Annotated in this window: 18 protein-coding genes and 1 pseudogene; 12 read left to right on the top strand and 7 right to left on the bottom strand. The window is 68.7% G+C overall.

The window, feature by feature from the left end; translation table 11 throughout:
- Window positions 1-62 precede the first annotated feature (62 nt).
- The 3 genes from SNE34_RS02555 (at window position 63) to SNE34_RS02565 (ending at window position 3307) form a co-directional block, all read left to right on the top strand.
- The gene (locus SNE34_RS02555) at window positions 63-893 is read left to right on the top strand and encodes an amidohydrolase (RefSeq protein WP_332614393.1); all 831 of its coding nucleotides are present in this window, start codon (window positions 63-65) and stop codon (window positions 891-893) included.
- A gap of 165 nt (window positions 894-1058) precedes the next feature.
- On the top strand, window positions 1059-2540 hold the full coding sequence (locus SNE34_RS02560; RefSeq protein ID WP_332614395.1) for an NfeD family protein: 1482 nt from the start codon (window positions 1059-1061) through the stop codon (window positions 2538-2540).
- Entirely contained in the window at window positions 2537-3307 is a 771-nt protein-coding gene (locus SNE34_RS02565; RefSeq protein WP_332614397.1) for a slipin family protein, read from the top strand. The genes SNE34_RS02560 and SNE34_RS02565 overlap by 4 nt, the downstream gene beginning before the upstream one ends.
- Before the next feature lie 214 nt (window positions 3308-3521).
- Here the strand turns inward: SNE34_RS02565 and SNE34_RS02570 are convergent, their stop codons facing one another.
- The 5 genes from SNE34_RS02570 to SNE34_RS02590 form a co-directional block, all read right to left on the bottom strand.
- Window positions 3522-4166, bottom strand: a complete 645-nt coding sequence (locus SNE34_RS02570) for a response regulator transcription factor (protein ID WP_332614398.1) — start codon at window positions 4164-4166, stop codon at window positions 3522-3524.
- Window positions 4167-4187: 21 nt separating this feature from the next.
- Window positions 4188-4925, bottom strand: coding sequence for a sensor histidine kinase (locus tag SNE34_RS02575; RefSeq protein WP_332614400.1), 738 nt, complete (start codon window positions 4923-4925; stop codon window positions 4188-4190).
- Complete coding sequence (locus tag SNE34_RS02580) at window positions 4922-8284, bottom strand: protein kinase domain-containing protein (protein WP_332614402.1); 3363 nt, start codon at window positions 8282-8284, stop codon at window positions 4922-4924. The genes SNE34_RS02575 and SNE34_RS02580 overlap by 4 nt, the downstream gene beginning before the upstream one ends.
- Window positions 8281-9216, bottom strand: a complete 936-nt coding sequence (locus tag SNE34_RS02585) for an FHA domain-containing protein (protein ID WP_332614404.1) — start codon at window positions 9214-9216, stop codon at window positions 8281-8283. Before SNE34_RS02585 ends, SNE34_RS02580 begins: the two co-directional genes overlap by 4 nt.
- A gap of 90 nt (window positions 9217-9306) precedes the next feature.
- On the bottom strand, window positions 9307-10146 hold the full coding sequence (locus SNE34_RS02590) for a DUF6689 family protein (protein WP_332614406.1): 840 nt from the start codon (window positions 10144-10146) through the stop codon (window positions 9307-9309).
- A gap of 206 nt (window positions 10147-10352) precedes the next feature.
- On the opposite strand from SNE34_RS02590, the gene SNE34_RS02595 reads away from it, so the two are divergent.
- From SNE34_RS02595 to SNE34_RS02605, 3 genes are all read left to right on the top strand, one after another.
- The gene (locus tag SNE34_RS02595) at window positions 10353-12851 is read left to right on the top strand and encodes a S8 family serine peptidase (RefSeq protein WP_332614407.1); all 2499 of its coding nucleotides are present in this window, start codon (window positions 10353-10355) and stop codon (window positions 12849-12851) included.
- 208 nt (window positions 12852-13059) lie between these two features.
- The gene (locus tag SNE34_RS02600) at window positions 13060-13680 is read left to right on the top strand and encodes an OmpA family protein (protein WP_332614410.1); all 621 of its coding nucleotides are present in this window, start codon (window positions 13060-13062) and stop codon (window positions 13678-13680) included.
- 4 nt (window positions 13681-13684) lie between these two features.
- Window positions 13685-14008, top strand: coding sequence for a thioredoxin family protein (locus SNE34_RS02605; RefSeq protein WP_332614412.1), 324 nt, complete (start codon window positions 13685-13687; stop codon window positions 14006-14008).
- A 34-nt stretch (window positions 14009-14042) separates the two neighbouring features.
- Here the strand turns inward: SNE34_RS02605 and arsH are convergent, their stop codons facing one another.
- On the bottom strand, window positions 14043-14765 hold the full coding sequence (gene arsH / locus SNE34_RS02610; protein WP_332614627.1) for an arsenical resistance protein ArsH: 723 nt from the start codon (window positions 14763-14765) through the stop codon (window positions 14043-14045).
- A gap of 43 nt (window positions 14766-14808) precedes the next feature.
- Here arsH and SNE34_RS02615 point away from each other — a divergent pair.
- The 4 genes and pseudogenes from SNE34_RS02615 to SNE34_RS02630 form a co-directional block, all read left to right on the top strand.
- A pseudogene (locus tag SNE34_RS02615) lies at window positions 14809-15117 on the top strand (ArsR/SmtB family transcription factor); the annotation flags it as partial.
- A gap of 27 nt (window positions 15118-15144) precedes the next feature.
- Window positions 15145-15657, top strand: a complete 513-nt coding sequence (locus SNE34_RS02620) for an arsenate reductase ArsC (protein ID WP_332614629.1) — start codon at window positions 15145-15147, stop codon at window positions 15655-15657.
- Complete coding sequence (gene arsB, locus SNE34_RS02625) at window positions 15641-16771, top strand: ACR3 family arsenite efflux transporter (RefSeq protein ID WP_425604430.1); 1131 nt, start codon at window positions 15641-15643, stop codon at window positions 16769-16771. Before SNE34_RS02620 ends, arsB begins: the two co-directional genes overlap by 17 nt.
- The gene (locus SNE34_RS02630; protein ID WP_332614414.1) at window positions 16768-17256 is read left to right on the top strand and encodes an arsinothricin resistance N-acetyltransferase ArsN1 family B; all 489 of its coding nucleotides are present in this window, start codon (window positions 16768-16770) and stop codon (window positions 17254-17256) included. The genes arsB and SNE34_RS02630 overlap by 4 nt, the downstream gene beginning before the upstream one ends.
- 16 nt (window positions 17257-17272) lie before the next feature.
- On the opposite strand, the gene SNE34_RS02635 is transcribed toward SNE34_RS02630, so the two are convergent.
- Window positions 17273-18676, bottom strand: coding sequence for a GntP family permease (locus SNE34_RS02635; protein WP_332614416.1), 1404 nt, complete (start codon window positions 18674-18676; stop codon window positions 17273-17275).
- Between the two features lie 188 nt (window positions 18677-18864).
- On the opposite strand from SNE34_RS02635, the gene SNE34_RS02640 reads away from it, so the two are divergent.
- Window positions 18865-21114, top strand: a complete 2250-nt coding sequence (locus tag SNE34_RS02640; RefSeq protein ID WP_332614418.1) for a TonB-dependent receptor — start codon at window positions 18865-18867, stop codon at window positions 21112-21114.
- A 118-nt stretch (window positions 21115-21232) separates the two neighbouring features.
- Window positions 21233-24679 (top strand): hybrid sensor histidine kinase/response regulator, encoded by a 3447-nt coding sequence (locus SNE34_RS02645; RefSeq protein WP_332614420.1) that lies wholly within the window; start codon window positions 21233-21235, stop codon window positions 24677-24679.
- Window positions 24680-24769: the final 90 nt, after the last annotated feature.

Genomic DNA, 24769 nt, shown 5'->3' on the forward strand with positions numbered 1-24769 from the left:
ATTGTTCGTCGGGTCGCGACTCACGTCGCTCCTACCAAACCTCAAAGCCGGACCCCGCCGTCATGAACAACCTGCGCATCTCCCTCGTCCAAGGCGCCACCCTCTGGCACGACCCGGCCGGCAATCGCGAGTATTACGGCGAGCTGATCGCGCCGCTACACGGCACCACCGACCTGGTGATCCTGCCCGAGACCTTCACCAGCGGCTTCAGCAACGACGCCATCGACAACGCCGAGACCATGGACGGACCGACCGTCGAGTGGATGCGCGCGCAGGCCGCCCACCTCGGTGCCGCCATCACCGGCAGCGTGCAGATCCGCGACGGCGATGGATCGCTGCCGGGCAAGGTATTCAACCGCATGCTGTTCGCCACCCCCGATGGCGGGTTGCACCACTACGACAAGCGCCACCTGTTCCGTTACGCCCGCGAGCACGAGCGCTACGCCGCCGGCCGCGAACGCCTGACCCTCGACTGGAAAGGTTGGCGGATCTGTCCGCTGGTCTGCTACGACCTGCGTTTCCCGGTGTACTCGCGCAACCGTTTCGACGTCGAGCGGCCCGGCCAGCCGGACTACGACCTCGCCCTGTACGTCGCCAACTGGCCGGCGGCACGCGCCTACGCGTGGAAGACCCTGTTGCGCGCCCGCGCGATCGAGAACCTGTGCTACGTCGCCGGCCTCAACCGCGTCGGCACCGACGGCAACGGCATCCACTATTCCGGCGACAGCGCGGTGATCGACTTCCTCGGCCATCCGGCCAGCGAGTGCACCGACGAAGAAGTCGTCGTCACCACCACGTTGCAGGCCGACCAACTGGCGCTGCATCGCGAGCGGTTCCCGGCGATGCTGGATGGGGACGTGTTCCAGATCGGCTCAGCGGATAGCCTTTTGTAGGAGCGGCTTCAGCCGCGATCTGGAATCGTTCGCCCGCGCCGGCTTCCGATCGCGGCTGAAGCCGCTCCTACAGAACGCGGACACCTTGCCGCGCCCCTAACGTCCCTGGGTATTAACTGGGTGTTGGGGCGGGCTGCGTCCCGCCCGCCATTCGCAGGGGCTGCCATGAGACCGGGCGGACGCTCTCCACTGCCGACCTTCGGACTGCTGCTGGCGGCGATGCTGTCGGCAGTCGCCATGGTCCCGGTACTTTCGCAGGAGCCACCCGCCACGCCGGCCAGCCCCTCCGTTCTGCTGCTCGACATCGAAGGCGGCATCGGCCCGGCCACCCGTGATTACCTGCAGCGCGGGTTCGACCGCGCCGCCGACGAGAACGCCGCGGCGGTGGTGCTGCGGATCAACACCCCCGGCGGCCTCGATGCGTCCACCCGCGACATCAACCAGGCGATCCTGGCATCGAAGGTGCCGGTGATCGCCTGGGTCGCGCCGCAGGGCGCACGCGCGGCCAGCGCCGGCACCTACATCCTGTATGCCAGCCATCTCGCAGCGATGGCGCCGGCCACATCGCTGGGCGCGGCCACGCCGGTGTCGCTCGGCGGCGGTGGGCCGGGCATCGCGCCTGATCGCGAACCCGGTGCCCCGGCCGGTGCCGACGCTCCCGCCGACGCAGCGGAAACGGATCGCCAGCCATCCGGTCGCGCAGGCGACCGCCAAGCCCCCGGCAACGCCATGGACCACAAGGTCACCAACGATGCGGCCGCCTACCTGCGCAGCCTCGCCGAACTGCGCGACCGCAACGCCGAATTTGCCGACCGCGCCGTGCGCGAGGCCGCCACCTTCACCGCCGAAGAGGCCCTGCAGCAGGACGTCATCGAGATCCTAGCCAACGACATCGACAGCCTGCTGGCCCAGGCGGATGGCCGCGAGGTCATCCTCGCCAGCGGCACCGTCACCCTCGACACCCACGGCGCACCGGTCACCGCCATCGCGCCTGGCTGGCGCTTCAAGTTCCTCGCGGTGCTGACCAACCCCACCGTCGCCTACCTGTTGTTGCTGATCGGCCTGTACGGCCTGCTGTTCGAGGGCTACAGCCCCGGTGCGGTGGTGCCCGGCGTGGTCGGCGCGATCTGCCTGCTGCTGGCGCTGTACGCCCTGCAGGTACTGCCGGTGAACTACGCCGGCGTCGCCCTGATCGTGCTCGGTGTCGCGTTGATGGCGACCGAACTGGCGATGCCCAGCTTCGGCGTGCTCGGCATTGGCGGGCTGATCGCCCTGGTCGCCGGATCGCTGATCCTGTTCGACACCGACGTGCCCGGTTTCGGCGTGCCGGGGCAACTGGTACTGGGCATCGGCGTCGCCAGCGCGCTCGCCTTCATGGGCGTGGTCTGGCTGGCATTGCGCGCACGCGACCGGCCGGTCACCACCGGCGTCGACGAACTGGTCGGCCATCCGGCGATCGCACTGGACGATTTCAGTGGCCATGGCCGCGTGCGCATCCGCGGCGAAGTCTGGCAGGCCGATTCGGACGTCGCCGTCGTCCGCGGCCAGGCGCTGCGGGTGGTGTCCATCGATGGGCTGGTCCTGCACGTCGTCCCCTTCGACAGGGCAGCCACGTCATCCACACCCCGTCCGGGAGCCCAACCATGAACATCTTCGCTTTCGCCCCGATCCTGGTGATCATCGCGTTGCTGCTGTTCACCGCAATCAAGGTGCTGCGCGAGTACGAGCGCGGCGTGGTGTTCCAACTCGGCCGCTTCTGGAAGGTCAAGGGCCCGGGCCTGATCATCCTGGTCCCGGTCGTGCAGCAGATCGTCCGCGTCGACCTTCGCACGATCGTCATGGACGTGCCTTCGCAGGATCTGATCTCGCGCGACAACGTCTCGGTGCAGGTCAACGCGGTGGTGTACTTCCGCGTGGTCGACCCGGAGAAGGCGATCATCAACGTCGAGCATTACTACGAGGCCACCAGCCAGCTCGCCCAGACCACCCTGCGCTCGGTGCTGGGCCAGCACGACCTCGACGAGATGCTGGCCGAGCGCGAGAAGCTCAACAACGACATCCGCGCCATCCTCGACGACCAGACCGACGCCTGGGGCATCAAGGTCGCCAACGTCGAGATCAAGCACGTCGACATCAACGAGGTCATGGTCCGGGCGATCGCCCGCCAGGCCGAGGCCGAGCGCGTGCGCCGGGCCAAGATCATCCACGCCGAGGGCGAGCAGCAGGCCGCCGAGAAACTGGTCGAGGCCGCCAAGCTGCTCGGCCAGGATCCGCGCGCGATCCAGTTGCGCTACCTGCAGACGCTGACCGACATCGCCGGCGAGAAGAACTCGACGATCGTCTTCCCGCTGCCGATGGACCTGGTCGAACCGTTGCTGGCGCGGCTGAAAGGCGAGCGTTCCCCTTCGTCGTAGGAGCTCTTGTAGGAGCGGCTTTAGCCGCGATTGGAGAATCGTTCGCCCGCGCCGACTCCAGATCGCGGCTAAAGCCGCTCCTACGAAAGCGAACAGCACGCGCGCATAAACGTTCACGGCAACGCTTCGCTGGGCCACGCGTCACGCACGATGTCCTCGTGACCAAGCTGGCCGGTCGCACCCGCCGCGTCCGCCGAAGTCGGCGGGCGGCGTTCTAGTCCAGCAACCCGCGCCGCAGCGCGTAACGCACCAGTTCGGCGGTGTTGCGCACCCCCAGTTTGCCAAGCACGCGGCTGCGGTGGTTCTCCGCGGTCTTGGCGCTGGTCCCGAGCTTGCTTGCGATCTCCTTGGTGGTCAGGCCTTCGGCGATCAGGTGGAACACCTCGCGCTCGCGCGGGGTCAGGCGGCCGTAGGGGTCGTCGACCACGCGCTCGGGATGCTGCAGTTGCTCGGCCAGCGCCTTCGACGCCTGCGGGCCGAAGTAGCTGCGGCCGAGTTGCAGGCTGCGCACCGCGGCCAGCAATTCGGATGCCGCGCTGTCCTTGACCAGGTAACCCGATGCGCCGGCGCGCACTGCCTGCAGCACGTACTCGTCCTCCTGGTGCATGGTCAGTACCAGCACCCGGGTGTTCGGCAGTGATTCACGCAGGCGGCGCACGACCTCGATCCCGTTGAGCCCCGGCATCGTGAGGTCGGTCACGACGATGTCCGGACGGGTCGCCGTCGCCTGCTCCAGCGTCTCCAGGCCGTTGGCGGCCTGCGCCACCACCTGCACGTCGCCGTCGGCTTGCAACAGCCCGACCAGGCTTTCACGAACCAGGGTGTGGTCGTCGGCGATCAGGACGCGGATGTTCCCCATCGCGCTAACGTGCGCGAGCGATCAATCGCCGTCAAGCGGGATGACCGCGCGGATGCGCGCGCCGTTGCCGGGCGAGGAGTGCAGGTCGAGGCGGCCGCCGTGCAGGCGCAGGCGCTCGCGCATGCCGCCGAGTCCGCTGCCGCCGCTGCGCAGTGCGGTTTCCGGGTCGCAACCGCGGCCATCGTCGACCACCTGCAGCTGCAACGAGCCGCTGCGCACGACCAAACGAACAAGTACGTTGCTGGCCTGGGCGTGCCGGGCGACGTTGTTGAGCGCTTCCTGGGCGATGCGAAACACCAGTGTCTGCAGGTCGTCGTCGAGCGCGGGCAGTGATTCCATCTCCACCGTGATCGACAGCTGGCTGGCCTCGCCCTGGCTGCGCGCCAGCCATTGCAGCGCCGATTCGAGCCCGAGGTCGTCGAGGATTGGCGGACGCAGCAGGCGCGACAGTTCGCGGGTGTCGTCGAGGGTGTCGTTGCACAGCGCGATCGCTGCCTCGAGCTGGGCACGCAGGGCCGGATCGACCGGCAGGCCATCGCCAAGCTGGGTCAGGCGGTGCTTGAGCGCGGTCAGGTTCTGGCCGATGCCGTCGTGCAGTTCGCGTGCGAGCCGGCGCCGCTCGTCCTCCTGTACGCGCAGCACCGACCTCCCGAGTCGGCGGAATTCGCGCTCGTTGGCTTCCAGCCGCTGCAACAGGCGTTGGTACTGCTCGCGGATCACCGGCAGCGACAGATCCCGATCGAGATCCTTCCCGCTCAACGCGGCGGTTCCTTCTCGGTGGGTTGCGCGGACCGGTCGAAGCCGGCGCGCAGGGACTCGGGCAATCCTTCGCGCAACTTGATCCATGCATCGCGCGACCGGGCTTGCGCGCGACCGGCTTCGGCATCGTCGCCGTTGGCCGTGTGCGCTTCCGCCCCGAGCCGATGGATCCGCCAGGAGCGCTGGAAATCGCCGCTGCGCAGCAACCCCAGCGCCTCCCGGTAAGCGGCGAGCGCCGCCGTTGGATCACCGTTGCCGAGCGCCCGTCGCATCGACCACTCGAGCCAGCCCAACCGCAGGCCGGCATGGCCGAGCGCCGTGGTGGCGGGATCGAGGTCTTTGCCGTCGACGATGCCGGCGCGGGTCTCGTGCAACGTGATCTGCAGTTGCAGGTAGCGCACGCCGGAATTCGCCGCCCACTCCCGGGCCTGCCGCAGCATTGCGGTAGCCTGTGCGGCGTCGTTAGCTCGCGAGGCAAGTTCCGCGCCCAGCAGTTGCGCGATCGCGCGTTGCTCGGTCGAGGCCTGCGCCAAGGTGGGCTGCAGTTCGTCGAGCAGCCTCCGCGCCTCGACATCGGCGTGTGCCGTCAGCAACGCCCGGGCGCGAAGCAACCCGGCATCGACGACGCCCCGCTGGTCCTCGCGCTGGCGGAACAGGGCTTCGGCCTTTTGGGCCTGCTCGATCGCCGCGGCCAGGTGGCCTTGCAGCAATTCGAGTTCGGCCAGGTTGCGGCGGCTGACCGCGGCCTCCTCCGGCATCTGCTGTTGCTCGGCGCTGGCCAGCGATTGCTGCAGCCGGCGTCGTGCCTCGTCCCAGTGCCCACGAGCGGTGGCGAGCAACCCAAGGTTCTGCTCCGTGCGGATCCGGCCGGTCAGTGAACCGAGTTCGGCGTAGGCCTCGGCGGCCTGTTGCCAGTACACCTGGGCGTCGTTGTAGGCACCGAGCTGGTAGTGCGCGAAGCCGATGTTGTTGAGCGCCTGCGCGCTGCCGTGCGCATCGCCGGCGCGCTGCCAGATCTGCAGCGCGCGTCGGTACGCCTCCAGCGCGTCGCGGTAGTCGCCGCGTTCCTCCGCCAGCAGGCCCAGCTCGTTCTCGGTTGCCGCCAGGCCTTCCTGGTCGCCGAGTTCGGCATGCAGCGCGCGGGCCTGTTCAAGGTGGCCGGCGGCTTGGTCGAACCGACCGGTCAACGCCAGCACGTTGGCGAGGTTGCGCAGGCTGGTCGCCACGCCGCGGCGGTTGCCGACAGCGCCGCGCAGGTCCACGGCCTTGCGGTACTGCTCGATGGCGTCGGCGGTCTGGCCGAGGCGGGCGTAACCGATGCCGAGTGCGTTGACGGTCTCGGCTTCGCCATAGGCATCGCGGCTGCGCTTGTGAAGCACCAGTGCGCGCACGAGGTGGTCGTCGACCGCCCGCTGGGCGTCGCCGCTGAGCAGGGTGAACTTGCCCAGTTCGAACCACGCGCGCGGGTCGTTGGCATCGCGCTGGACCAGGGCCTGCAGGCCTTTGACGGCGGCGCTGAAGTCGCCGCCGGCGCCCTGTGCGCGTGCGAGCTGCAGTTCGGCAAAGGTGTCGTCCGGGGTTGCGGCGAGCAGCGCGCGCCATTCGGCGACCGCGGCGGTCGGATTGCCTTCGAGCAGCGCAAGTTCGGCGGCGAAACGCCGGCGCAGGCTTGCGGGAGCGTCGGTGGCGGCGCGCTGGCCGTGTTCGATGGCGTCGAACGCGGTATCGAGTTCACCGATCGACAGCGCGGTTTCGGCTTGCGCCAACCAGGCGGCGGCATAAGCTGGCGCGGCCGTGGTCGCGGCGCGCAGCTTCTCCAGCGCTTCGTCGAGCTTGCCGCGCTGGCGCGCAAGCAGGCCGGCGCCATACGCGTCCAGTGCCCCGGATTCGGTGGGCAGGGTCAAGCGGATGGGAGCGTCGTCGCGCAGGCCGAGGGCCCGCCGCGTGCCGGCCTGGTCGGCCCACGCGTGCAGCGCAGTGGCGGGACCGTCGGCGGCCGGTCCATCGATGGCCACGGGCGCGGCGGCTCCGGAGTGCAGTTGCGCGCGCAGGCGCCAGCGGCCGTCCTCGGCCACCAACGTGGGTTGCAGCACGCGTTGCGCGGCGGCGATGGTGCGCAAGCCGGTGACATCCGGCCGCGCGGCGCCGGCGGGGTCGAGTTGGCGCAAGGCCTGCCGGGTGCGTTCGCCATCGACCACGGCGAAGCCGGGGATCGCAGCCAGCGCGTCGCGCAGGTGCGCGCCGAGACCGGCCAGCTTCGGGGCAAGCGTGTCCGTGGGCGAGCCGCCATCGCCGGCATGCTCGATCGGCAGCACAAGCAGGCGTTGCAACGGTGGCGAGCCGGCGACAGTCGGGTCGGGCTCGTGCTGCCACCACCACCCGCCCAAGCCAACCGCGAGCGCGAGCATCGCCGCCAATCCCCATCCGGACCCGCGCGACAGCCGCAGCTCGCGCGGCACTTCGCGCGTGTCGATCGCGCGCACGACCTCTGCCGCGCTCTGGAAGCGGTGCGCCGGCTGCGGACGCAGCAACTTGTCGAGCAGGCGCGCCACCCAAGCCGGCACCTCGGGCCGGTGCCGGCCGATCGGTTGCGGGGTGCTCACGATGCGTTGCGCCAGCACCTCGGCCATGGTGCCGCCGCCGAACGGTGGCTTGCCGGCCAGCATCTCGTACAGGATCAGGCCCAATGCATAGAGGTCGCTGCGTGCATCGACCGGGTCGCCGCGGGCCTGCTCGGGCGAAAGGTAATCCGGGGTGCCGACCACCGTGCCGGACTGGGTCAGGCCGCTGCTGATGAGCGAGCGAGCCACGCCGAAATCGCTGATGTAGGCATTGTCCTGCGCGTCGAGCAGCACGTTGGCCGGCTTCAGGTCGCGATGCACCACGCCCTTGGCGTGCGCGGCGGCAAGACCCTCGGCGAGCTGGTGCGTCACCTGCAGGGCGTCCTCCACCGCGAGCGGACCTCGCTTGTCGATCCGATGGTCCAGCGAGGTCCCATCGACGAAGTCCATGCTGATCAGCCAATGCTGGCCGTGTCGGGCGAGATCGTGGATGCGCACCACGTGCGGATGCGAGACCTGCCGCGCCAGCAGCAGTTCGTCGCGAAACCGCTCGAATGCGTCGGCGCGCTGCGCCAGTTCCGGACGCAGCAGCTTCAGCGCGACCGTCACGTCGAGGGTCATGTCGGTGGCGCGATAGACGACACCCATGCCGCCAATGCCGAGGGTCGACTCGAGCCGGAAGCGGTCGGCCAGCACGGTCCCTGGCGCAAGGTCCAGTTGGGCGTACACGCCGGTGGTGGTGGCGTTGCTGGCCGCGTCGCCGGCAGGCGGGTCGGGGTTGCCGCCCTGGGCGGTCATGCGCCTTCGTCGCCCGGCAGGGGGTGAGCGGCGGCGATCCGGCTCCAGTCGGCCGGCGCACCGGGGTGGATGTCGAGTTGCTCGCTGGTGCGGCGTGCTGATATCCACATCGCCGCGTTCTCGGCGAAAGCCTTTAGCAGCTCCAGGTCGAGCGTGCTGATCGCCGGGCCAGGCGCGACGCGGTCGGCGTAGATCGCTCCAAGCACGCGGTCCCCATCCATCAATGGCAGGCACACCAGCGTGCTGAGCCCGGAAGTCGCCACCGACTCGCGCGTCGCCAGCCAGGCCTCGCGGCCGATGTCGTTGGCGACCACGATGCATCGCTGGTCCAGTGCACGCCGCACGGCGCCGACGCTGCCGGAGAACGAGCGACTTGCCAGTGCTGCGGGCGCCAGCGACTGGCTCGCGCTGACCACGAAGTCGGCGCCGTCATCGAGCAGCACGAAGCCACGCTCGCATTGCGCCAGTCCCAGCACTGCATTCAGGCTGGCGTCGAGCAGGTCGCCGAAGCGGGTGAGCTTCTCGATGCGGGCCGTGTGCGCGGTGGCGGCGTGACGGCGGACGCGGCGGTCGTGTTCGGCCGCTTCGGCCTCGGCCGCGCTGAGCAACGCGAACTCGCAGTGGACATCGCCGAAACGCAGCCAGCAGGCGTGCTCCAGCCGGGCGTCCTTGATCGCGATGCCATCGACGTGGCTGCCGTTCTTGCTGCCAAGGTCGATCAGTCGCCATTGGCCGCCGTCGCCACGCAACTCGGCATGCGCGCGCGACACCGACGGGTGGTCCAGGACGAGATGCTCCAGGGCGGATTTTGCGGAACCGGGTGGATCCACGGCCGGATCGCTTTCGCGACCGATCCGCAGCGCCTGGTCCGGACGGATCAGGCGAACGATGGCGGCGTCATCGGGTTGGTACGCGATCAGTCGTGCCTGCATCCAGGCATCTTAGCGCGGCATCGGTGGACGGGAGGGCGCACTGCAGCGCCCGCCGGGAGGCCGTGCAGGCCGGAATCGCGAGCGTCCCGGCTACTGCCCGTAGTCGCGCAGATAGGCGACGCTGTACTTGAGGGTCGCGGCACCGGCGATGATCTCGCCGGCCTGGTTTTCCACGTCCCGGGTGGCCCGCCATTGCTGGGTCAGGCCATGCCCGGCACGGGCCGAGGCGCGTGCGCGGATCTCGTCCAGCGCGCCGATCGCGTCGGCGTAATCGGCGTTGGCGACCGCGGATTCGGCCGCGTCGAGGTACGCATCGAAGGCGGCTTGCTCGCCCAGGGGGAGGGCGGCGATACGCGCGCGCAACCACGAGAACTTCTGGTCCAGCACCACGCCGGTCTCGCGCAGGTCGGTCACCACCAGGAATTGCGAAAAGCCTCCGGTGGTGCCGCGCGCGCGCACGCTGCCCGGTGCGATTTCATCGGTGATGTCGCGGAACGCCCCGTTCAATGGCGCCTTGAGCAGTCGCAGCGAGCTGCCTGCGGTGTAGGGCAGGGCATGGGTGTGGACTTCGGCACGCACCGTGCGGTTGAAGCTGAGCCCGCCCAGGGCCGGTGGTTCCACCGTGATCATGAGCGGCAGGGCCGGATCGAGCCGGGTCAGGGCCTGGCCGGGCAGCCGGGTGAGAAGGGCGGGATCGTTGAGATTCACCAGCTGTGCGCTGACCCCGAGACTGGAGGCACTGAGCCCGTTGGCATCGTCGAACGTGAGGATGAGCTCGGCCAAGGGCTCGCCGGCACCGCCGATCTCGACCGTCGCGGTGTTGCCGCTGACGTCGACCTGCACCGGAAGCGATTGCGCCGCAACCTGGCTGGTGCCGAATAGCAGTGCCGCCAGAACCAGCAGCTTGGAAACCAACGGAAACCTCGACATCGCCATTCTCCAGGACATCAACCTGTCTACCCTAGCCTGATTCCGTGATCCGCGTCTCTAGGGGAAAACACTCAGGCGCATGGCTGTCCCGCTGGGTGATTTCCCCCAGTACGGCTGGGGGCAATTCCGGATGGGCAGCCGGCCGCAACGCTGCGGATACTCGGGTCCGCCCCAAGCCTGCGGCGATTTCCCCCGGAGCTTTTTCCATGTTTTCCAGAACCCGATCCCCCATTCAGCGCCGCACCTTCCGTATCTGTGCCATCGCCGCCGGCCTGCTCGCCAGCGGGGTCGCCCTCGCAGACGCACAACTCGATCCGGAACTGGCCTCGCGCATGCAGGATGCATTACCGACCGACCAATTGCAGATCGTGGTCAGCTACGAGCAGTCCGGGCCGGTCACTGCCAGCCAGGTCGCTGCGCTCAATTCGCTCGGGATCGACCAAGGCGTGCTGATGCGCACGCTGCCGATCGCCGGTGCGTTGGCGACCCCGACCGAGATCCGCGCGCTGGCCCAGCGCGACGATGTCGCCTCGATCTACTTCAACGCGCCGCTGAAATACTTCAACAAGGAAGCCCGGCAGATCTCCGGCGCCGAGCGTGCCGTGCAGAACCCGGGCGACTACAACCGCGCGATCCCGTTCAGCGGCGCCGGCGTCGGCGTGGTGGTCAACGACTCGGGCGTCGACGCCACCCACCAGGACCTGAAGTTCGGCCGCAACGTGGTCGAGAACGTGCAGGCCGCGACCAACCTGGCGGCCTATGACGCGATGCTGCCGATCACCTACCTCGAAGGCCAACTCAACACCGACACCGGTTCCGGCCATGGCACCCACTGTGCAGGGACGATCGGCGGCACCGGCGCGAGTTCCAATGGCCTATATCGCGGCGTCGCGCCGGGCGCCAGCCTGGTCGGCTACGGCTCCGGCGGCGTGCTGCTGATCCTCGACGCGGTCGGCGGCCTCGACTATGCCGCGACCAACCAGTTCAGTTTCGATGCGCCGATCCGGGTGACCAGCAACTCCTGGGGCAGCTCGGGCAAGTTCGAGCCGCTCAACCCGGTCAACATTGCCAGCTACGAGCTGTACAAGCGCGGCATCGTCAGCGTGTTCGCCGCCGGCAACGACGGTTCCGGCGAGGACACCCACAATCCGTACGCGCAGGCACCGTGGGTGATCTCGGTCGGCGCCGGTGAGAAGGATGGCGTGCTGACCGGCTTCTCCTCGCGCGGCAAACGCGGCGAAATCGGCGAGTTCACGATGCCCGACGGCCGCGAGTGGACCTACATCAACGAGCCGACCGTGGTCGCCACCGGCGTTGACATCGCCTCCACCCGCACCCTGACCGGCGCGCTGCCGCCGCTCGCCGCCGAGTACGACGCCAACAACATGGCGCCCGCGCACCTGCCGTTCTACACCCACATGAGCGGCACCTCGATGGCGACGCCGCACGTCGCCGGTGTGGTCGCGCTGATGCTGGAAGCCAATCCGACCCTCACCCCGGCGCAGGTCAAGGACATCATCGAACGCACCGCCACCAACATGACCGGGCGGCTGCCGTGGGAAGCCGGCATGGGCCATCTGAACGCCTACGCCGCGGTGGCCGAAGCCACCGATGTCCGCAGTGACTTCGGCGCCACCGTCAATGGCTTGCGCGAGTTCAACGCCAACGCCCTGCTGGCCCCGGGCGCCGATCCGATCCCGTTCTCGATCGACTTCGCCCCGGTGGGTGAGGTCGAGGAGCAGTCGTTCACGGTCGGGCCGGAGGTCGCCTTCGTCAGCGTCCGCGCCACCATCGGCGAGAACACCCTGGCGCTGGTGCTGATCGATCCGGACGGCGTGCAATACGGCTCGGCGATCTCGCTGCCGGTGCTCGGCGATACCGTCACCACCGGCGCCCCGGCCAAACCGGGCGTGTGGCGCGTCACCGTGCGCGGCATCGGCTCGGTGTCCGGCCAGGGGCTCGACCCGGCCGGCGTCACCAATGGCTACGGTGCACCGGGCACGGTCAACGGCGAAATTGGCTTTCTCAACAGCGGTGGCTACACCGGGATGAACGACGTCGCCAACCATCCGGCGCGGCAGGCGATCGAATTCGCCGTCGCCAACCGCCTGGTCGATGGCGACTCCGATCGTCGCTTCCGCCCCGACGCCATCCTCAAGCGTGACGAGATGGCCCAGTACCTGTTGATGGGCACCAGCGTGCGCCAGCAGCTGCCACTGGATCGGCAACCGAGCTTCACCGACCTGAGCGTCGACGACCCGGCGTATCCGTTCGCCGAGGCGGCGGTCGCCACCGGCGGCGCGCTGCGCGACCTGAGCCAGTCGCAGGCCGGCGTAATGGGCATGCTCAACGGCAAGTTCCGTCCGGACGACAATGTCAGCCGGGTCAGCCTGGCCTACTCGCTGGTGCAGAGCCTGGCGTTGCAGCAGGAAGCCCGCGCCTTCGACGGCAACCTGACCGCGTTCTACCTCGGCCAGCGTGTCCCGGTCGCGGATGCCGCATCAATCCCCGCGGCGCTGCGCGGCTACGTGCAACTGGCGCTCGACCTGGGCCTGATCAACGCCCGCTTCGAGGTCAAGCAGGGGCCGTATGACCTGGAGCCGACCCTGCAGGCGTACTTCGATCCGACCAAGGGCGTGACCCGTGCGGCATACGCGGTGGCCGCCGGTCGTTACCTGACGCACTACCAGAGCGCGGAAGACTGACCGCAGACGCTCGCTCGTCGTAGTCCAGCGGCCCGGATGAAACCGGGCCGCTTTTTTTGGTTCACGCGACCTGTTCAGGATCAATTGCAGGTCTGCCGTTTCACTTCGGACAAATGAGTGCTGGATTAAGGTCGGCAACGACGTAGAACTCTCACCAGCCCGCGCAGCGACGCGCGCCGACGCCGACACGTCAGCCAGGAGACGAGCCATGGCCATCCCCCGCTCCCGTAACGTACTTGTAGCCATCGCACTCTCGGCCGCGACGGTCGCGGGCTGCAGTCACTTCGTCCAGCGTGACGAGTTCGATGCCGCCATCGGCGAGCTGCGCGCCACCGACGCCCGGCTCGAAGCGCAGTTGCAGGACCTCGGCCGCGGCCTGCAATCGCTGTCGGACAAGTACGAAGCCTCGATCAGCCGCGTCGACCACGGCAACGGCACCAGCAACGGCATCCGCATCGACACCACCGCGGCCTACTTCGACACCGGCGAGGCGACCCTCAGCACGCGCGCCAAGGCGCTGCTCGATGATTTCGCACATGCGGTCAACCGCAGCCACGGCAACGCCATGATCACCGTCGAGGGCTTCGCCGACCCGGCCGGCACCGCCGCCTTCAACAAGCGTCTCGGCCAGCGCCGGGCCGAAGCCGCGCGCGACTACCTGGTCAAGCAGGCCGGACTGCACCCGATGCAGGTGCAGGCGGTCAGCTATGGCGAGGCCGAGAACCGCCAGGTCCGTCCCGGTGCGACCGGAAAGCGCGGCCGCGACAACCGTCGCATCGCCCTGGTGGTCGACTATCCCGGACCACAGGTCAGCATCTCGAGCAACTAGGCACGTGCAACGCGACTACGCCACCGCCGCGCCTGCCCGGGATGAGGTCGACGCATTGCCCGGCGCCACGGTGGTCGAGTTCGGCACCGGCTGGTGTGGCCACTGCACCGCCGCCCAGCCGCTGATCGCCAGCGTCTTCGCCGACCACCCCGGCGTGCGCCACCTCAAGATCGAGGACGGTCCCGGCCGTCGGCTCGGCCGCTCATACCGCATCAAGCTGTGGCCGACGCTGGTGTTCCTGCGCGACGGCGCGGAAGTCGCGCGACTGGTGCGGCCGACGGACACGGCGTCCGTCGGCCAGGCGATGTCGGTGATCGATCCAGCGTGAACCAGGCCGGGGAAGTTACCCCGGCTCTCGGCGACTATGCGGCGGTCACCGCCGCCTGCCTGGCCAGCTCGCGCGCGGCCACGTCGCCCTTGCGCTCGCTGTAGCGATCGACCAGATAGTCGCTGCGGCCGCGCACCAGCAGGGTGAACTTGACCAGTTCCTCCATCACGTCGACCACGCGGTCGTAGTACGGCGAGGGCTTCATCCGGCCGTCGTCATCGAACTCCTGCCAGGCCTTGGCCACCGACGACTGGTTGGGGATCGTCACCATCCGCATCCAGCGCCCGAGCAGGCGCAGGCTGTTGACCACGTTGAACGACTGCGAGCCGCCGCAAACCTGCATCACCGCGAGGGTGCGGCCCTGGGTCGGGCGCACGCTGCCGTCTTCCAGCGGCAGCCAGTCGATCTGGTTCTTGAACACGCCAGTGACCGCGCCGTGGCGCTCGGGGCTGACCCAGACCTGGCCCTCGGACCATTGCGAGAGTTCGCGTAGTTCGCGGACCTTGGGGTGGTGCTTGTCGACGCTGTCGAGCAGCGGCAGCTCGTGCGGGTCGAACACGCGGGTCTCGGCCCCGAAGCGGCGCAGGACGCGCTCGGCTTCCAGCGCCAGTTTGTGGCTGTAGGACTGCGGCCGCAGCGAGCCGTACAGGATCAGGATGCGCGGGGCGTGGTCGGCCTCGGCGGGCAGGCCGAGCTTGTCCAGGTCGGGCAGATCGATCGCATCGGCGGTGACGTTGGGGAGGTCGTCGAAAGTCATGGGGGGCTTGCTCATCGTCATTTTATTTTATTATTCTATAAGAATGGAAATGATTGATGCAATCCGCGCCCTGACCGCATTGGGCAACAACACCCGGCTGTCGGCGTTCCGCCTGCTGGTCGAGGCCGGGCCGGCCGGAAGCATGGCCGGCGATATCGCCGAGGCACTGTCGGTGCCTGCGCCGACGCTGTCGTTCCATCTCAAGGAGCTGGCGGCGGCGGGGCTGGTGCATGGCGAGCCGCAGGGGCGGCATGTTTGCTACCGCGCCGACTTCGGGGCGATGAATGGGCTGATCGGTTTCCTGACCCACAACTGCTGCGCCGGTTCGGCTGCGGCCGACTGCGCGCCATCCGCCATGTCTTCCAAGGGAAAGTCCCCCATGACCCATCGAGTGCTGTTTCTGTGTACCGGCAATTCCGCCCGCAGCGTGCTGGCCGAGGCGACCTTGCGCGCCTGGGGCGGCGGCCGCTTCGAGGCCTTCAGCGCGGGCAGCCAGCCGACCGGCAGGATCAACCCGTTCGCGCTGGAGCAACTGGCGGCCGAAGGCATCCAGACCTCCGGCCTGCGCAGCAAGTCCTGGGACGAGTTCTCCGGGGACGATGCGCCACCAATCGACGTGGTGGTGACGGTCTGCGACAGCGCCGCGGCGGAGACTTGCCCGGTGTTCTTCGGCGACTTCGTGCGCACCCATTGGGGCCTGCCGGACCCGGCGGCGGTGGAAGGCAGCGACGAGGACAAGCGTGTAGCGTTCGCCGAGGCGCATGCGCTGATTCGCAAGCGCCTGATGGCATTCCTGACCCTCGCGCCGGACAAGTGGAACGACCGCGAGGCGCTGAAGCAGGCACTGGACCGGATCGGCTTCATCGAATCGGAGGATGGCGAGCATGTCTGAGGCGGTCGCCTGCGCATCCGCGGCGCCGTCGCGCCCCGGCATCGGCTTCTTCGAGCGCCACCTGACGTTGTGGGTGGCGCTGTGCATAGTGGTCGGCACCGCGCTCGGCCACTTCCTGCCCGGCAGCTTCGCCGCGCTGGGCGCGATGGAGGTGGCCAAGGTCAACCTGCCGGTCGCGGTGCTGATCTGGCTGATGATCATCCCGATGCTGCTGAAGATCGACTTCGCCGCGATGGGGAAGGTCGGGCGGCACTGGAAGGGCATCGGCGTGACGCTCTTCATCAACTGGGCGGTCAAACCATTCTCGATGGCGCTGCTGGCGTGGTTCTTCCTGCGCCATGTGTTCGCGCCGTGGCTGCCGGCCGGGCAGGTGGACTCCTACATCGCCGGGCTGATTTTGCTGGCGGCGGCGCCGTGCACGGCGATGGTGTTCGTGTGGAGCAACCTGTGCGACGGCGAGCCGAACTTCACCCTCAGCCAGGTGGCGATCAACGACGCGATCATGGTGTTCGCGTTTGCGCCGCTGGTGGCGTTGCTGCTCGGGATCTCGGCGATCACCGTGCCGTGGGACACGCTCGCGCTGTCGGTCGGGCTGTACATCGTGGTGCCGGTGGTCATCGCGGTGGTCGCGCGCAAGCTGATCGTCGCGCGCGGCGGGCCGGCGCTGCTGGAGCACTGGCTGGCGCGGCTGGGGCCGTCGTCGCTGGGGGCGCTGCTGCTGACGCTGGTGCTGCTGTTCGGCTTCCAGGGCCGGCAGATCATCGAGCAGCCGCTGGTGATCGCGCTGTTGGCGGTGCCGATCCTGATCCAGGTCTATTTCAATTCAGGACTGGCCTACCTGCTCAACCGCCGGTTCGGCGTCGCCCATTGCGTGGCCGGGCCGTCGGCGTTGATCGGCGCCAGCAACTTCTTCGAACTGGCCGTCGCCGCGGCGGTCAGCCTGTTCGGCGTGCACTCCGGCGCCGCGCTGGCGACCGTGGTCGGGGTGCTGATCGAGGTGCCGGTGATGTTGTCGGTGGTGCGGATCGTCAACCGCAGCAAGCAGTGGTATGAAGCCGGAGCCCGCGTCCGGACCCCTTCCCGCGACGCCGCCAATATCAGGAGCAACCCATGATTCGCGATGCAACGCCGGCCGACGCCGCCGCCTTGGCTGGGATCTACAACCACTACATTCGCGATACCACGGTGACCTTCGAGGAGGCGGCGGTATCAGAAGCGGAGATGGCCTCGCGCATCGCCGAAGTCCGGAGCGCCGGCTTGCCGTGGCTGGTGGCGGAAGACGAGGCCGGCGTGGTGCTCGGCCACGCCTATGCCAGCAAGTGGAAGGGCCGCTGCGCATATCGCTTCGCGGTGGAAACCACGGTATACCTCGATGCAACGGCGCATGGCCGCGGCTTGGGCCGGCAACTCTACGAGCGGCTGCTCGCGATGTTGCGCGAGGCCGGCATGCACGTCGCGATCGGCGGCATCGCATTGCCCAACCCGGCCAGCATCGCGCTGCACGAGAAGCTCGGCTTCCGCAAGGTCGGGCAGTTCGAAGAGGTCGGCTTCAAGCTCGGCCGCTGGGTCGACGTGGGCTACTGGCAGGTCATGCTCTGACCAGCGCGACCGCCGGTCACACGATCCCGGTCGCGTAGAACACCCCGATGATCACCATCACCGCCAGCGTCTTGATCACCGTGATCGCGAAAATGTCCTTGTAGGCCTGCCGGTGGGTCAGGCCCGTCACCGCCAGCAGGGTGATGACCGCGCCGTTGTGCGGCAGGGTGTCCATGCCGCCGGACGCCATCGCGGCGACGCGGTGCAGCACTTCCATCGGGATGCCGGCGGCGTTGGCGTTGGCGATGAAGGTGTCGGCCATCGCCGCCAGCGCGATGCCCATTCCGCCGGACGCCGAGCCGGTGATGCCGGCCAGCGCGGTGACGGTGATGGCCTCGTTGACCAGCGGATCATCGATCGTGCCGAGCGCGTTGGCGACGACCAGGAAGCCGGGCAGGGCGGCGATCACCGCGCCGAAGCCATACTCGGAGGCGGTGTTCATGCCCGCCAGCAGGGCGCCGCCGATGGCGTCGCGGGTGCCATTGGCGAAGCTGGTCATCACCGGCTTCCAGGCGAACGCGATGACGCTGAGAATTCCGACCAGCAGCGCGCCCTCGACCGCCCAGATCGCGGTGATCGACGAAACCTGCTGCACGATCGGCGCCGCATCGCCGATCACCGCCGGGTCGAACGAGTGCGATTCGCCGTAGAACCGCGGGATCCACATCGTGAACAGCTTGTTGGCGACGCCGACCAGCACCAGCGGCAGGATCGCGATGAGTGGGTTGGCGAGCCGGCCGCCGGTGAAGGCAACCGGTTCGTTGACCAGGGCGGCGTCCCCCGCATAGCCCTCGCCGGCCTTGAGCGCGACGCGCCGGCGCCAGTCGAGGTAGGCCAGTCCCACGGCAAGGATGAACACGCCGCCGATGGTGCCCAGCCACGGCGCGGCCCAGGTATTGGTGCCGAAGAACGTGGTCGGGATGATGTTCTGGATCTGCGGCGTGCCGGGCAGGGCATCCATGGTGAAGGTGAACGCACCCAGCGCGATGGTGCCCGGGATCAGCCGCTTGGGGATGTCGCTCTGGCGGAACAGCTCGGCGGCGAACGGATACACCGCGAACACCACGACGAACAGCGACACCCCGCCATAGGTCAGCACCGCGCAGACCATCACGATCGACAGGATCGCGCGGCTGGCGCCGAACAACTTGATCGTGGCGGCGACGATTGCCTTGGAGAAGCCCGACAGCTCGATCACCTTGCCGAAGATCGCACCGAGCAGGAACACCGGGAAGTACAGCTTGAGGAACCCGACCATCTTGTCCATGAACAGGCCGGTGAACATCGGCGCGACCAGCGACGGGTCGGTCAGCAGCACCGCGCCGAGCGCCGCCACCGGCGCGAACAGGATCACGCTGTAACCGCGGTAGGCCACGAACATCAGGAACGCCAGCGCGCCCAGCACGATCAGGAAATCCATACGCCCGCACACCCCCAGCCGACCTCAGTGGTGTCGCAGTGTCGGCGCCCGGCGGCCACGCGGGCATTGTCCGAAGGTACAGCTGTCGGCCGCGATGGCGCCGCCTAGTCTTGCCGGCATGGCGGATCGTCCGTCGGTGGTTTCCATTTCCGGTACGTACCGGTTTCGCATCTTGGGGAGAGGTCGTAATGGGTCGCAACACCATGAGTCGGAGCACCTTGAATCGCAGCGGCCTGGCCGTCGCCATCGGCTGTGCGCTGCTCGCGCCCACGGCGTGGGCGCAGGACGCCGTGCCGCCCGAGGAGCCGGCGGCGCAGGCCGAGTCTCGCAGCGAGGCGGTCACCCTCGGCGCGGTCACGGTGACCGCACGCAAACGCGAGGAGACCCTGCAGGACGTGCCGGTCGCGGTCACCGCGTTCACCGCCGACGCGCTGGACCGGCTCGCGATCGAAGACCTGGGAGGCCTCGACGCGCAGGTGCCGAACCTGACCATCTACGCCGCGCGCGGCTCCAGCAGCACCATCACGGCGTACATCCGCGGCGTCGGCCAGTCCGATCCGTTGTGGGGCGTCGACCCCGGCGTCGGCATCTACATGGACGACGTCTACATCGCCCGGCCGCAGGGTGCGCTGCTCGACGTGTTCGACGTCCAGCGCATCGAGGTGCTGCGCGGTCCGCAGGGCACGCTGTACGGCAAGAACACCATCGGCGGCGCGATCAAGTACATCTCGCGCGGCCTGCCGAAGGATTTCGAGGGCTTCACCGAAGTCACCGTGGGCAACTACAACCAGCTCGACGTCAAGGCCGCCGTCGGCGGTCCGCTGGGTGGCAGCGAGGCCCTGCGTGCGCGACTCGCGGTGGCCAGCCTCAACCGCGACGGCTTCGGCGAGAACGTCATCACCGGCCAGGAGGTCAGCGACAAGGAGATCCTCGCGTTGCGCGCCAACCTCGGCGCCTATGTCAGCGAGGACCTCGACATCCAGTTGGCGTTCGACTGGATGGACGACCAGTCCGGCGTGCGCGGCGCGAAGATGCTCGCGCCCAACCGGTTCGTGCCGACGATGCCACCGCTCGACAGCCGTTACGACGTCCGCAACGGCATGCCCAACATCAACGACACCACCATCGGCGGCGCCTCGGCGACGGTCAACTGGCGCGCCAGCGACGACTGGTTCTTCAAGTACGTGCTGGCCAAGCGCGAGTCCGATACCGAGACCAACATCGACTTCGACCTGCTGCCGGCCAAGATCGCCGACGTGAAGGCGTTCTACTCCGACGAACAGGTCAGCCACGAGCTGCAGGCCAACTACGATGCCGGCGGCCGCGCCCGCGGCGTGGTCGGGCTGTATGCCTTCGACGGCGAGGCCGGTGGGCAGGTGCTCAACAACTTCTTCAACCTGCTGTTCGGCGATACCCAAGGCACGGTCTATACCGAGAGCGTCGCGCTGTACGCAGACTGGACGTTCGACCTGACCGACCAGTTGGCCCTCAACGTCGGCGCGCGCTACACCGACGAGGACAAGAACGCGGTCGTCCTCAACCGCGGCTACACCGACGACACCTACAGCGTGCCGACCGCGACGGTGGCCGATTTCGACAAGACCATCAACTTCAAGAACACCTCGCCGAAGGTTTCGCTGGACTACCAGGTGACCCCGGACATCATGCTGTATGGCCTGGCTTCGCGGGGCTTCAAGTCCGGCGGCTTCAACATCCGCGCGCAGGCCACCGCGGTCCCGCGCTCGGCCGAGCCGTTCGACGACGAGCAGGTCGACAGCTTCGAGATCGGCAGCAAGATGGGCTTCCTCGACCAGACCCTGTTCCTCAACGTGGCGGCGTTCCACAACAAGTACGAGGACATCCAGCTGTCGGTGTTTACCGCCTACGACGGCGATGGCGACGGCACCGAGGAGTCGTTCTTCGGCGACTTCACCAACGCCGGTTCTGGCACCGTCAACGGCGTGGAGGTCGAGTACCAGTGGCTGCCGAACCGCCACTGGTTGCTGTCGGGCAACCTGGCATGGCTCGACGCGAAGTACGACGAATTCGTGTATCTCGGTGAAAACATCGCCGATGAGCAGGAGTTCACCAACGCGCCTGAGTTCTCCGGCGCGCTGAACCTCGAATACCGCACTCCCCTGGCGGTCGGTGGCGACCTGTCGGCGCGGGTCGGTTACAGCTACCAGAGCGACGTGGTCGCAACCACCGAAATCATCCGCACCGGTGCGATGCCGATCACCCAGGATGGCTACGGGCTGGTCAATGCCGGGGTCAGCTGGAACGACGACGGCCCGTGGACGGTGACCCTGCAAGGCACCAACCTGGCCGACAAGGAGTACCGGACCACCGGCTACAACATCAACACCGCGCTGGGCGTGCTGACCGGTTTCTACGGGCCGCCGCGTCAGTATTCGATAAGCGTGCGCTACGACTTCTGAAGGCACGCCCTCTGACAACCGGTGACCCCCGGTCGGGCGGCGGCGACGGGCTTCGGTCCGTCGTCGTCGTTTTTTGGCGTGGCGGCGATGGTCCCGGCGAGCGGGGTATTCTCGCGCGATGCTGACCTTCACCACCGTCGCCCTCGCCAGCCTGGCCTGGCTGGGGCTGATGTTCGGCGTCGCGCTGTACGCCGAGCGCCGCCCAGCGTTGTGGTCGCGGCACTGGCGGCATGTCTATGCGCTGTCGCTGGCGGTGCACTGCACCTCGTGGACGTTCTACGGCACCGTGACCCAGGCCGCGCGCTACGGCTGGCCGCTGCCGCCGACCTTCCTCGGCGCGATCCTGCTGTACGCGCTCGCGGTCGGCTTCATGATCAGGCTGGTGCGACTGGCGCGCGAAACCAATGCGACCTCGATCGCCGACCTGATCGCCACCCGGCTCGGGAAGGACGCGTGGCTGGCGGCGACGGTGACGCTGGTCGCCGCGCTCGGCCTGATCCCGTACATCGCGCTGCAGTTGAAAGCGGTGGCGATGAGTTTCGCGATGCTGACCACCCGCGACGGCGGCGCGGTGGCGACGCCGGCATGGCACGACAGCGCGCTGTACGTGGCGCTGGCGATGGCAGTGTTCGCGATGCTGTTCGGCACCCGGCGGGCGAGCGCGACCGAACACAACCGCGGGCTGGTGCTGGCGATGGCGGTCGAGTCGGTGTTCAAGCTGACCGCGATGCTGGCGATCGGGGCGTTCGTCTGGTTTGGATTGGATGCCGGATTGGATGCCGGGCTGGACGCGTTGCCGGAAGTGGCGGCCGTGCCCGAGCCGTCGGCGCCGGCCGGTGGCTTCATGCCGTTGGTGCTGCTGGGCGCGCTGGCGATGTTCATCCTGCCGCATCAGTTCCACATCGGCGTGGTCGAGTGCCGTGACGAGCGCGACGTGCGCACCGCGCGCTGGCAGTTCCCGCTGTACCTGGTGCTGATTGCGCTGCCGGTGCTGCCGCTGGCGACCGCCGGGGCGGCGCTGCTCGGCGACACGGTGCCGTCGGACCTGTACGTGCTGGCGCTGCCACTATCGCAGGGGCAGCACGGGCTGGCGCTGTTCGCCTTCCTAGGCGGGCTTAGTGCGGCGACCGGCATGGTGGTGGTCAGCACGCTGACCCTGAGCCTGATGATCGGCAACCACTGGTTCGCGCCCGGCCTTTTACGCGGCGCGTGGTCACGCAACGACGGCAGCGACCTGCGCGGCAGCGTGCTGGCGCTGCGGCGTGCCGGAATCGTGGTGATCATGCTGCTGGCGTGGGCCTACAGCCGGCTGGTGGCGGGCAGCGAGGCGCTGGCCGATGTCGGCGCGGTGTCGTTCTCGGCGTTGGCGACGCTGGCGCCGGCGTTGGGGTTCGCGGTGTGGCGGCCGCAGACGCCGCCGCGCGCCGCGGTCATTGGCGTCGTGGTCGGGTTCGCGTCGTGGGCGTGGGTGCTGCTGTTGCCGACGGTCTTCGAGTTGGATGGCGATGTCCCGACCTGGGTGCATGCCGGTCCGTTCGGGTTGGGCTGGTTGTCGCCGGATGGCTTTTTCGGCCTGACCGGCTGGAGCCGGCTGGGGCGTGCGGTCGGCGCCAGCCTGTTCCTCGGCACGCTGGCGACGGTGCTGGCCGCAGTATGGCGTCGCGATGCACCGCGGCGGACCTATCGCGGACTGGATGCCAAGAGCCTGCGCGATGCCGGCATGCGATTCCTGCCGCGTGAGCGGGTGGCGCAATTGCTGCAGGGCGTCGCCGACACGGGCGCGGTGCCGACGCAGGTCGAGGCGGGTGTCGAGCGCGAACTGGCGGCGGTGCTGGGTTCCGCCTCGGCGCGGGTCCTGCTCGACGCGGCGCGCCGCGAGGCCGGCGACCTCGACACCGTGGCCGCGATCGTCGGCGAGGCCTCGGCCGACCTGCGCTTCAACCAGCGCGTGCTCGAGGCGGCGCTGCAGAACATGAGCCAGGGCATCAGCGTGGTCGACGTCGACCTGCGACTGGTGGCCTGGAACCGGCGCTATGCCGGACTGTTCGGCTTCCCGCCGGAGTTGTTGCAGGTCGGGCGCCCAATCGCCGACCTGTCGCGCTGGGCGCTGCAGCAACTGCCGCCGCGCGGCGACCTGGAACGCGCGCTGGAGCGGCGCCTGGCGTTCATGCGCGCCGGTACACCGCACCTGGCCGAGCGGGTGATGCCGGACGGCAGCATCGTCGAGATCCGCGGCAACCCGATGCCGGGCGGTGGCTTCGTCGCCACCTACACCGACGTCACCGCGTTCCGCCGCGCCGAGGCCGGGTTGCTGCAGGCCAACGAGACCCTGGAGCAACGCGTGGTCGAGCGGACCCGCGAGCTGGAGATCGCGACCCGCGAGGCCGAGCGGGCGAACGACGGCAAGAGCCGCTTCCTCGCTGCGATCGGTCATGATCTGATGCAGCCGCTGCATGCCGCGCAGCTGTTCACCGATGCGTTGTCCAGCCAGTTGCACGACCCGTCGCAGCGCGGCGTGCTGGCGCAGATCGGTGGCGCGCTGGATTCCACCGGCGACCTGCTGACCGGCCTGCTCGACATGTCGCGGCTCGAGGGCGGTGGACTGGTGCCGCAGCCGCGCGACTTCCCGCTGGCCGAGGTATTGGAACCGCTGGCATCGGAGTTCGGCGCGATCGCGGCGGCGCGCGGGCTGGCGTTCCGTTTCGTCGGCACCGCGGCCTGGGTCCACAGCGACCCGCAACTGTTGCGCCGGGTGCTGCAGAACTTCCTCGCCAATGCCGTGCGCTACACCGCGGCCGGCGGCGTGCTGCTCGGGGTGAGGCGCGATGGCGATGGCCTGCGCATCGAGGTCCATGACACAGGTCCGGGCATCGAGCACGACATGCAGGCGGCGATCTTCGACGAGTTCCGCCGTGGCGACGACGCGCCGGGGCAGGGTCTGGGACTGGGTCTGTCGATCGCCGACCGCATCGCCCAGCTGCTGCACGCACCGCTGACGTTGCGAAGCACACCCGATTGCAGCGGGCGGCGCGAACGCGGCGAGCACGTCCAAAACTCACGGCTTGGTGGGGCGCCCCGGCCCGGCACGGTATTCGCCGTGCGCGTGGTGCGCGTGGGCGCGCCGGCGCCGGCGCCGGTGTCGCGCGCAGCGGCGCAGGCCGGCCGCGGGCTCGTCGGATTGCCGGTGTTGCTGGTCGACAACGATCCGCAGGCGCTTGAAGCGCTGGCCGGCGTGCTGCGCGGCTGGGGTTGCGAGGTCGCGACCGCGGTCGATCGCGAGGGCGCCCGACGGCGGATGTTGGAGCGGCCGGCATCGCTATGGCTATTCGATTACCACCTGGACGACGGCGATACCGGCGTCGCGCTGGCGGCGGACCTCGGCGACCGGCATGGCCCGAGGCCGACCCTGATCCTCAGCGCCGACGGCACCCACGCCGTCCGCCGCGCAGTGCTGGAGGCGGGCTACTCGCTGATTGCCAAGCCGCTCAAACCGCTGGCGCTGAAGTCGGTCCTCGACCGGTTGATCGCCGCCAGCGAAATCCGCCCCGTCGCCAAGATTTTGTAGGAGCGGCTCTAGCCGCGATCTGGAGTCGGTGCGGGCGAACGACTCCCCAATCGCGGCTAAAGCCGCTCCTACAGGATCCGTGGCTGTGGA

Origin of the sequence: Novilysobacter erysipheiresistens, from assembly GCF_036663935.1 — a bacterium.
Lineage (GTDB): Bacteria > Pseudomonadota > Gammaproteobacteria > Xanthomonadales > Xanthomonadaceae > Novilysobacter > Novilysobacter erysipheiresistens.

Coding starts and splice junctions, on each gene's coding strand:
- SNE34_RS02595 (WP_332614407.1), top strand. CDS start 10,353: ATGTTTTCCAGAACCCGATCCCCCATTCAGCGCCGCACCTTCCGTATC.
- SNE34_RS02585 (WP_332614404.1), bottom strand. CDS start 9,216: ATGCAGGCACGACTGATCGCGTACCAACCCGATGACGCCGCCATCGTT.
- SNE34_RS02630 (WP_332614414.1), top strand. CDS start 16,768: ATGATTCGCGATGCAACGCCGGCCGACGCCGCCGCCTTGGCTGGGATC.
- arsB (WP_425604430.1), top strand. CDS start 15,641: ATGGCGAGCATGTCTGAGGCGGTCGCCTGCGCATCCGCGGCGCCGTCG.
- SNE34_RS02640 (WP_332614418.1), top strand. CDS start 18,865: ATGGGTCGCAACACCATGAGTCGGAGCACCTTGAATCGCAGCGGCCTG.
- SNE34_RS02590 (WP_332614406.1), bottom strand. CDS start 10,146: ATGTCGAGGTTTCCGTTGGTTTCCAAGCTGCTGGTTCTGGCGGCACTG.
- SNE34_RS02620 (WP_332614629.1), top strand. CDS start 15,145: ATGACCCATCGAGTGCTGTTTCTGTGTACCGGCAATTCCGCCCGCAGC.
- SNE34_RS02635 (WP_332614416.1), bottom strand. CDS start 18,676: ATGGATTTCCTGATCGTGCTGGGCGCGCTGGCGTTCCTGATGTTCGTG.
- SNE34_RS02560 (WP_332614395.1), top strand. CDS start 1,059: ATGAGACCGGGCGGACGCTCTCCACTGCCGACCTTCGGACTGCTGCTG.
- SNE34_RS02580 (WP_332614402.1), bottom strand. CDS start 8,284: ATGACCGCCCAGGGCGGCAACCCCGACCCGCCTGCCGGCGACGCGGCC.
- SNE34_RS02600 (WP_332614410.1), top strand. CDS start 13,060: ATGGCCATCCCCCGCTCCCGTAACGTACTTGTAGCCATCGCACTCTCG.
- SNE34_RS02565 (WP_332614397.1), top strand. CDS start 2,537: ATGAACATCTTCGCTTTCGCCCCGATCCTGGTGATCATCGCGTTGCTG.
- arsH (WP_332614627.1), bottom strand. CDS start 14,765: ATGACTTTCGACGACCTCCCCAACGTCACCGCCGATGCGATCGATCTG.
- SNE34_RS02645 (WP_332614420.1), top strand. CDS start 21,233: ATGCTGACCTTCACCACCGTCGCCCTCGCCAGCCTGGCCTGGCTGGGG.
- SNE34_RS02555 (WP_332614393.1), top strand. CDS start 63: ATGAACAACCTGCGCATCTCCCTCGTCCAAGGCGCCACCCTCTGGCAC.
- SNE34_RS02570 (WP_332614398.1), bottom strand. CDS start 4,166: ATGGGGAACATCCGCGTCCTGATCGCCGACGACCACACCCTGGTTCGT.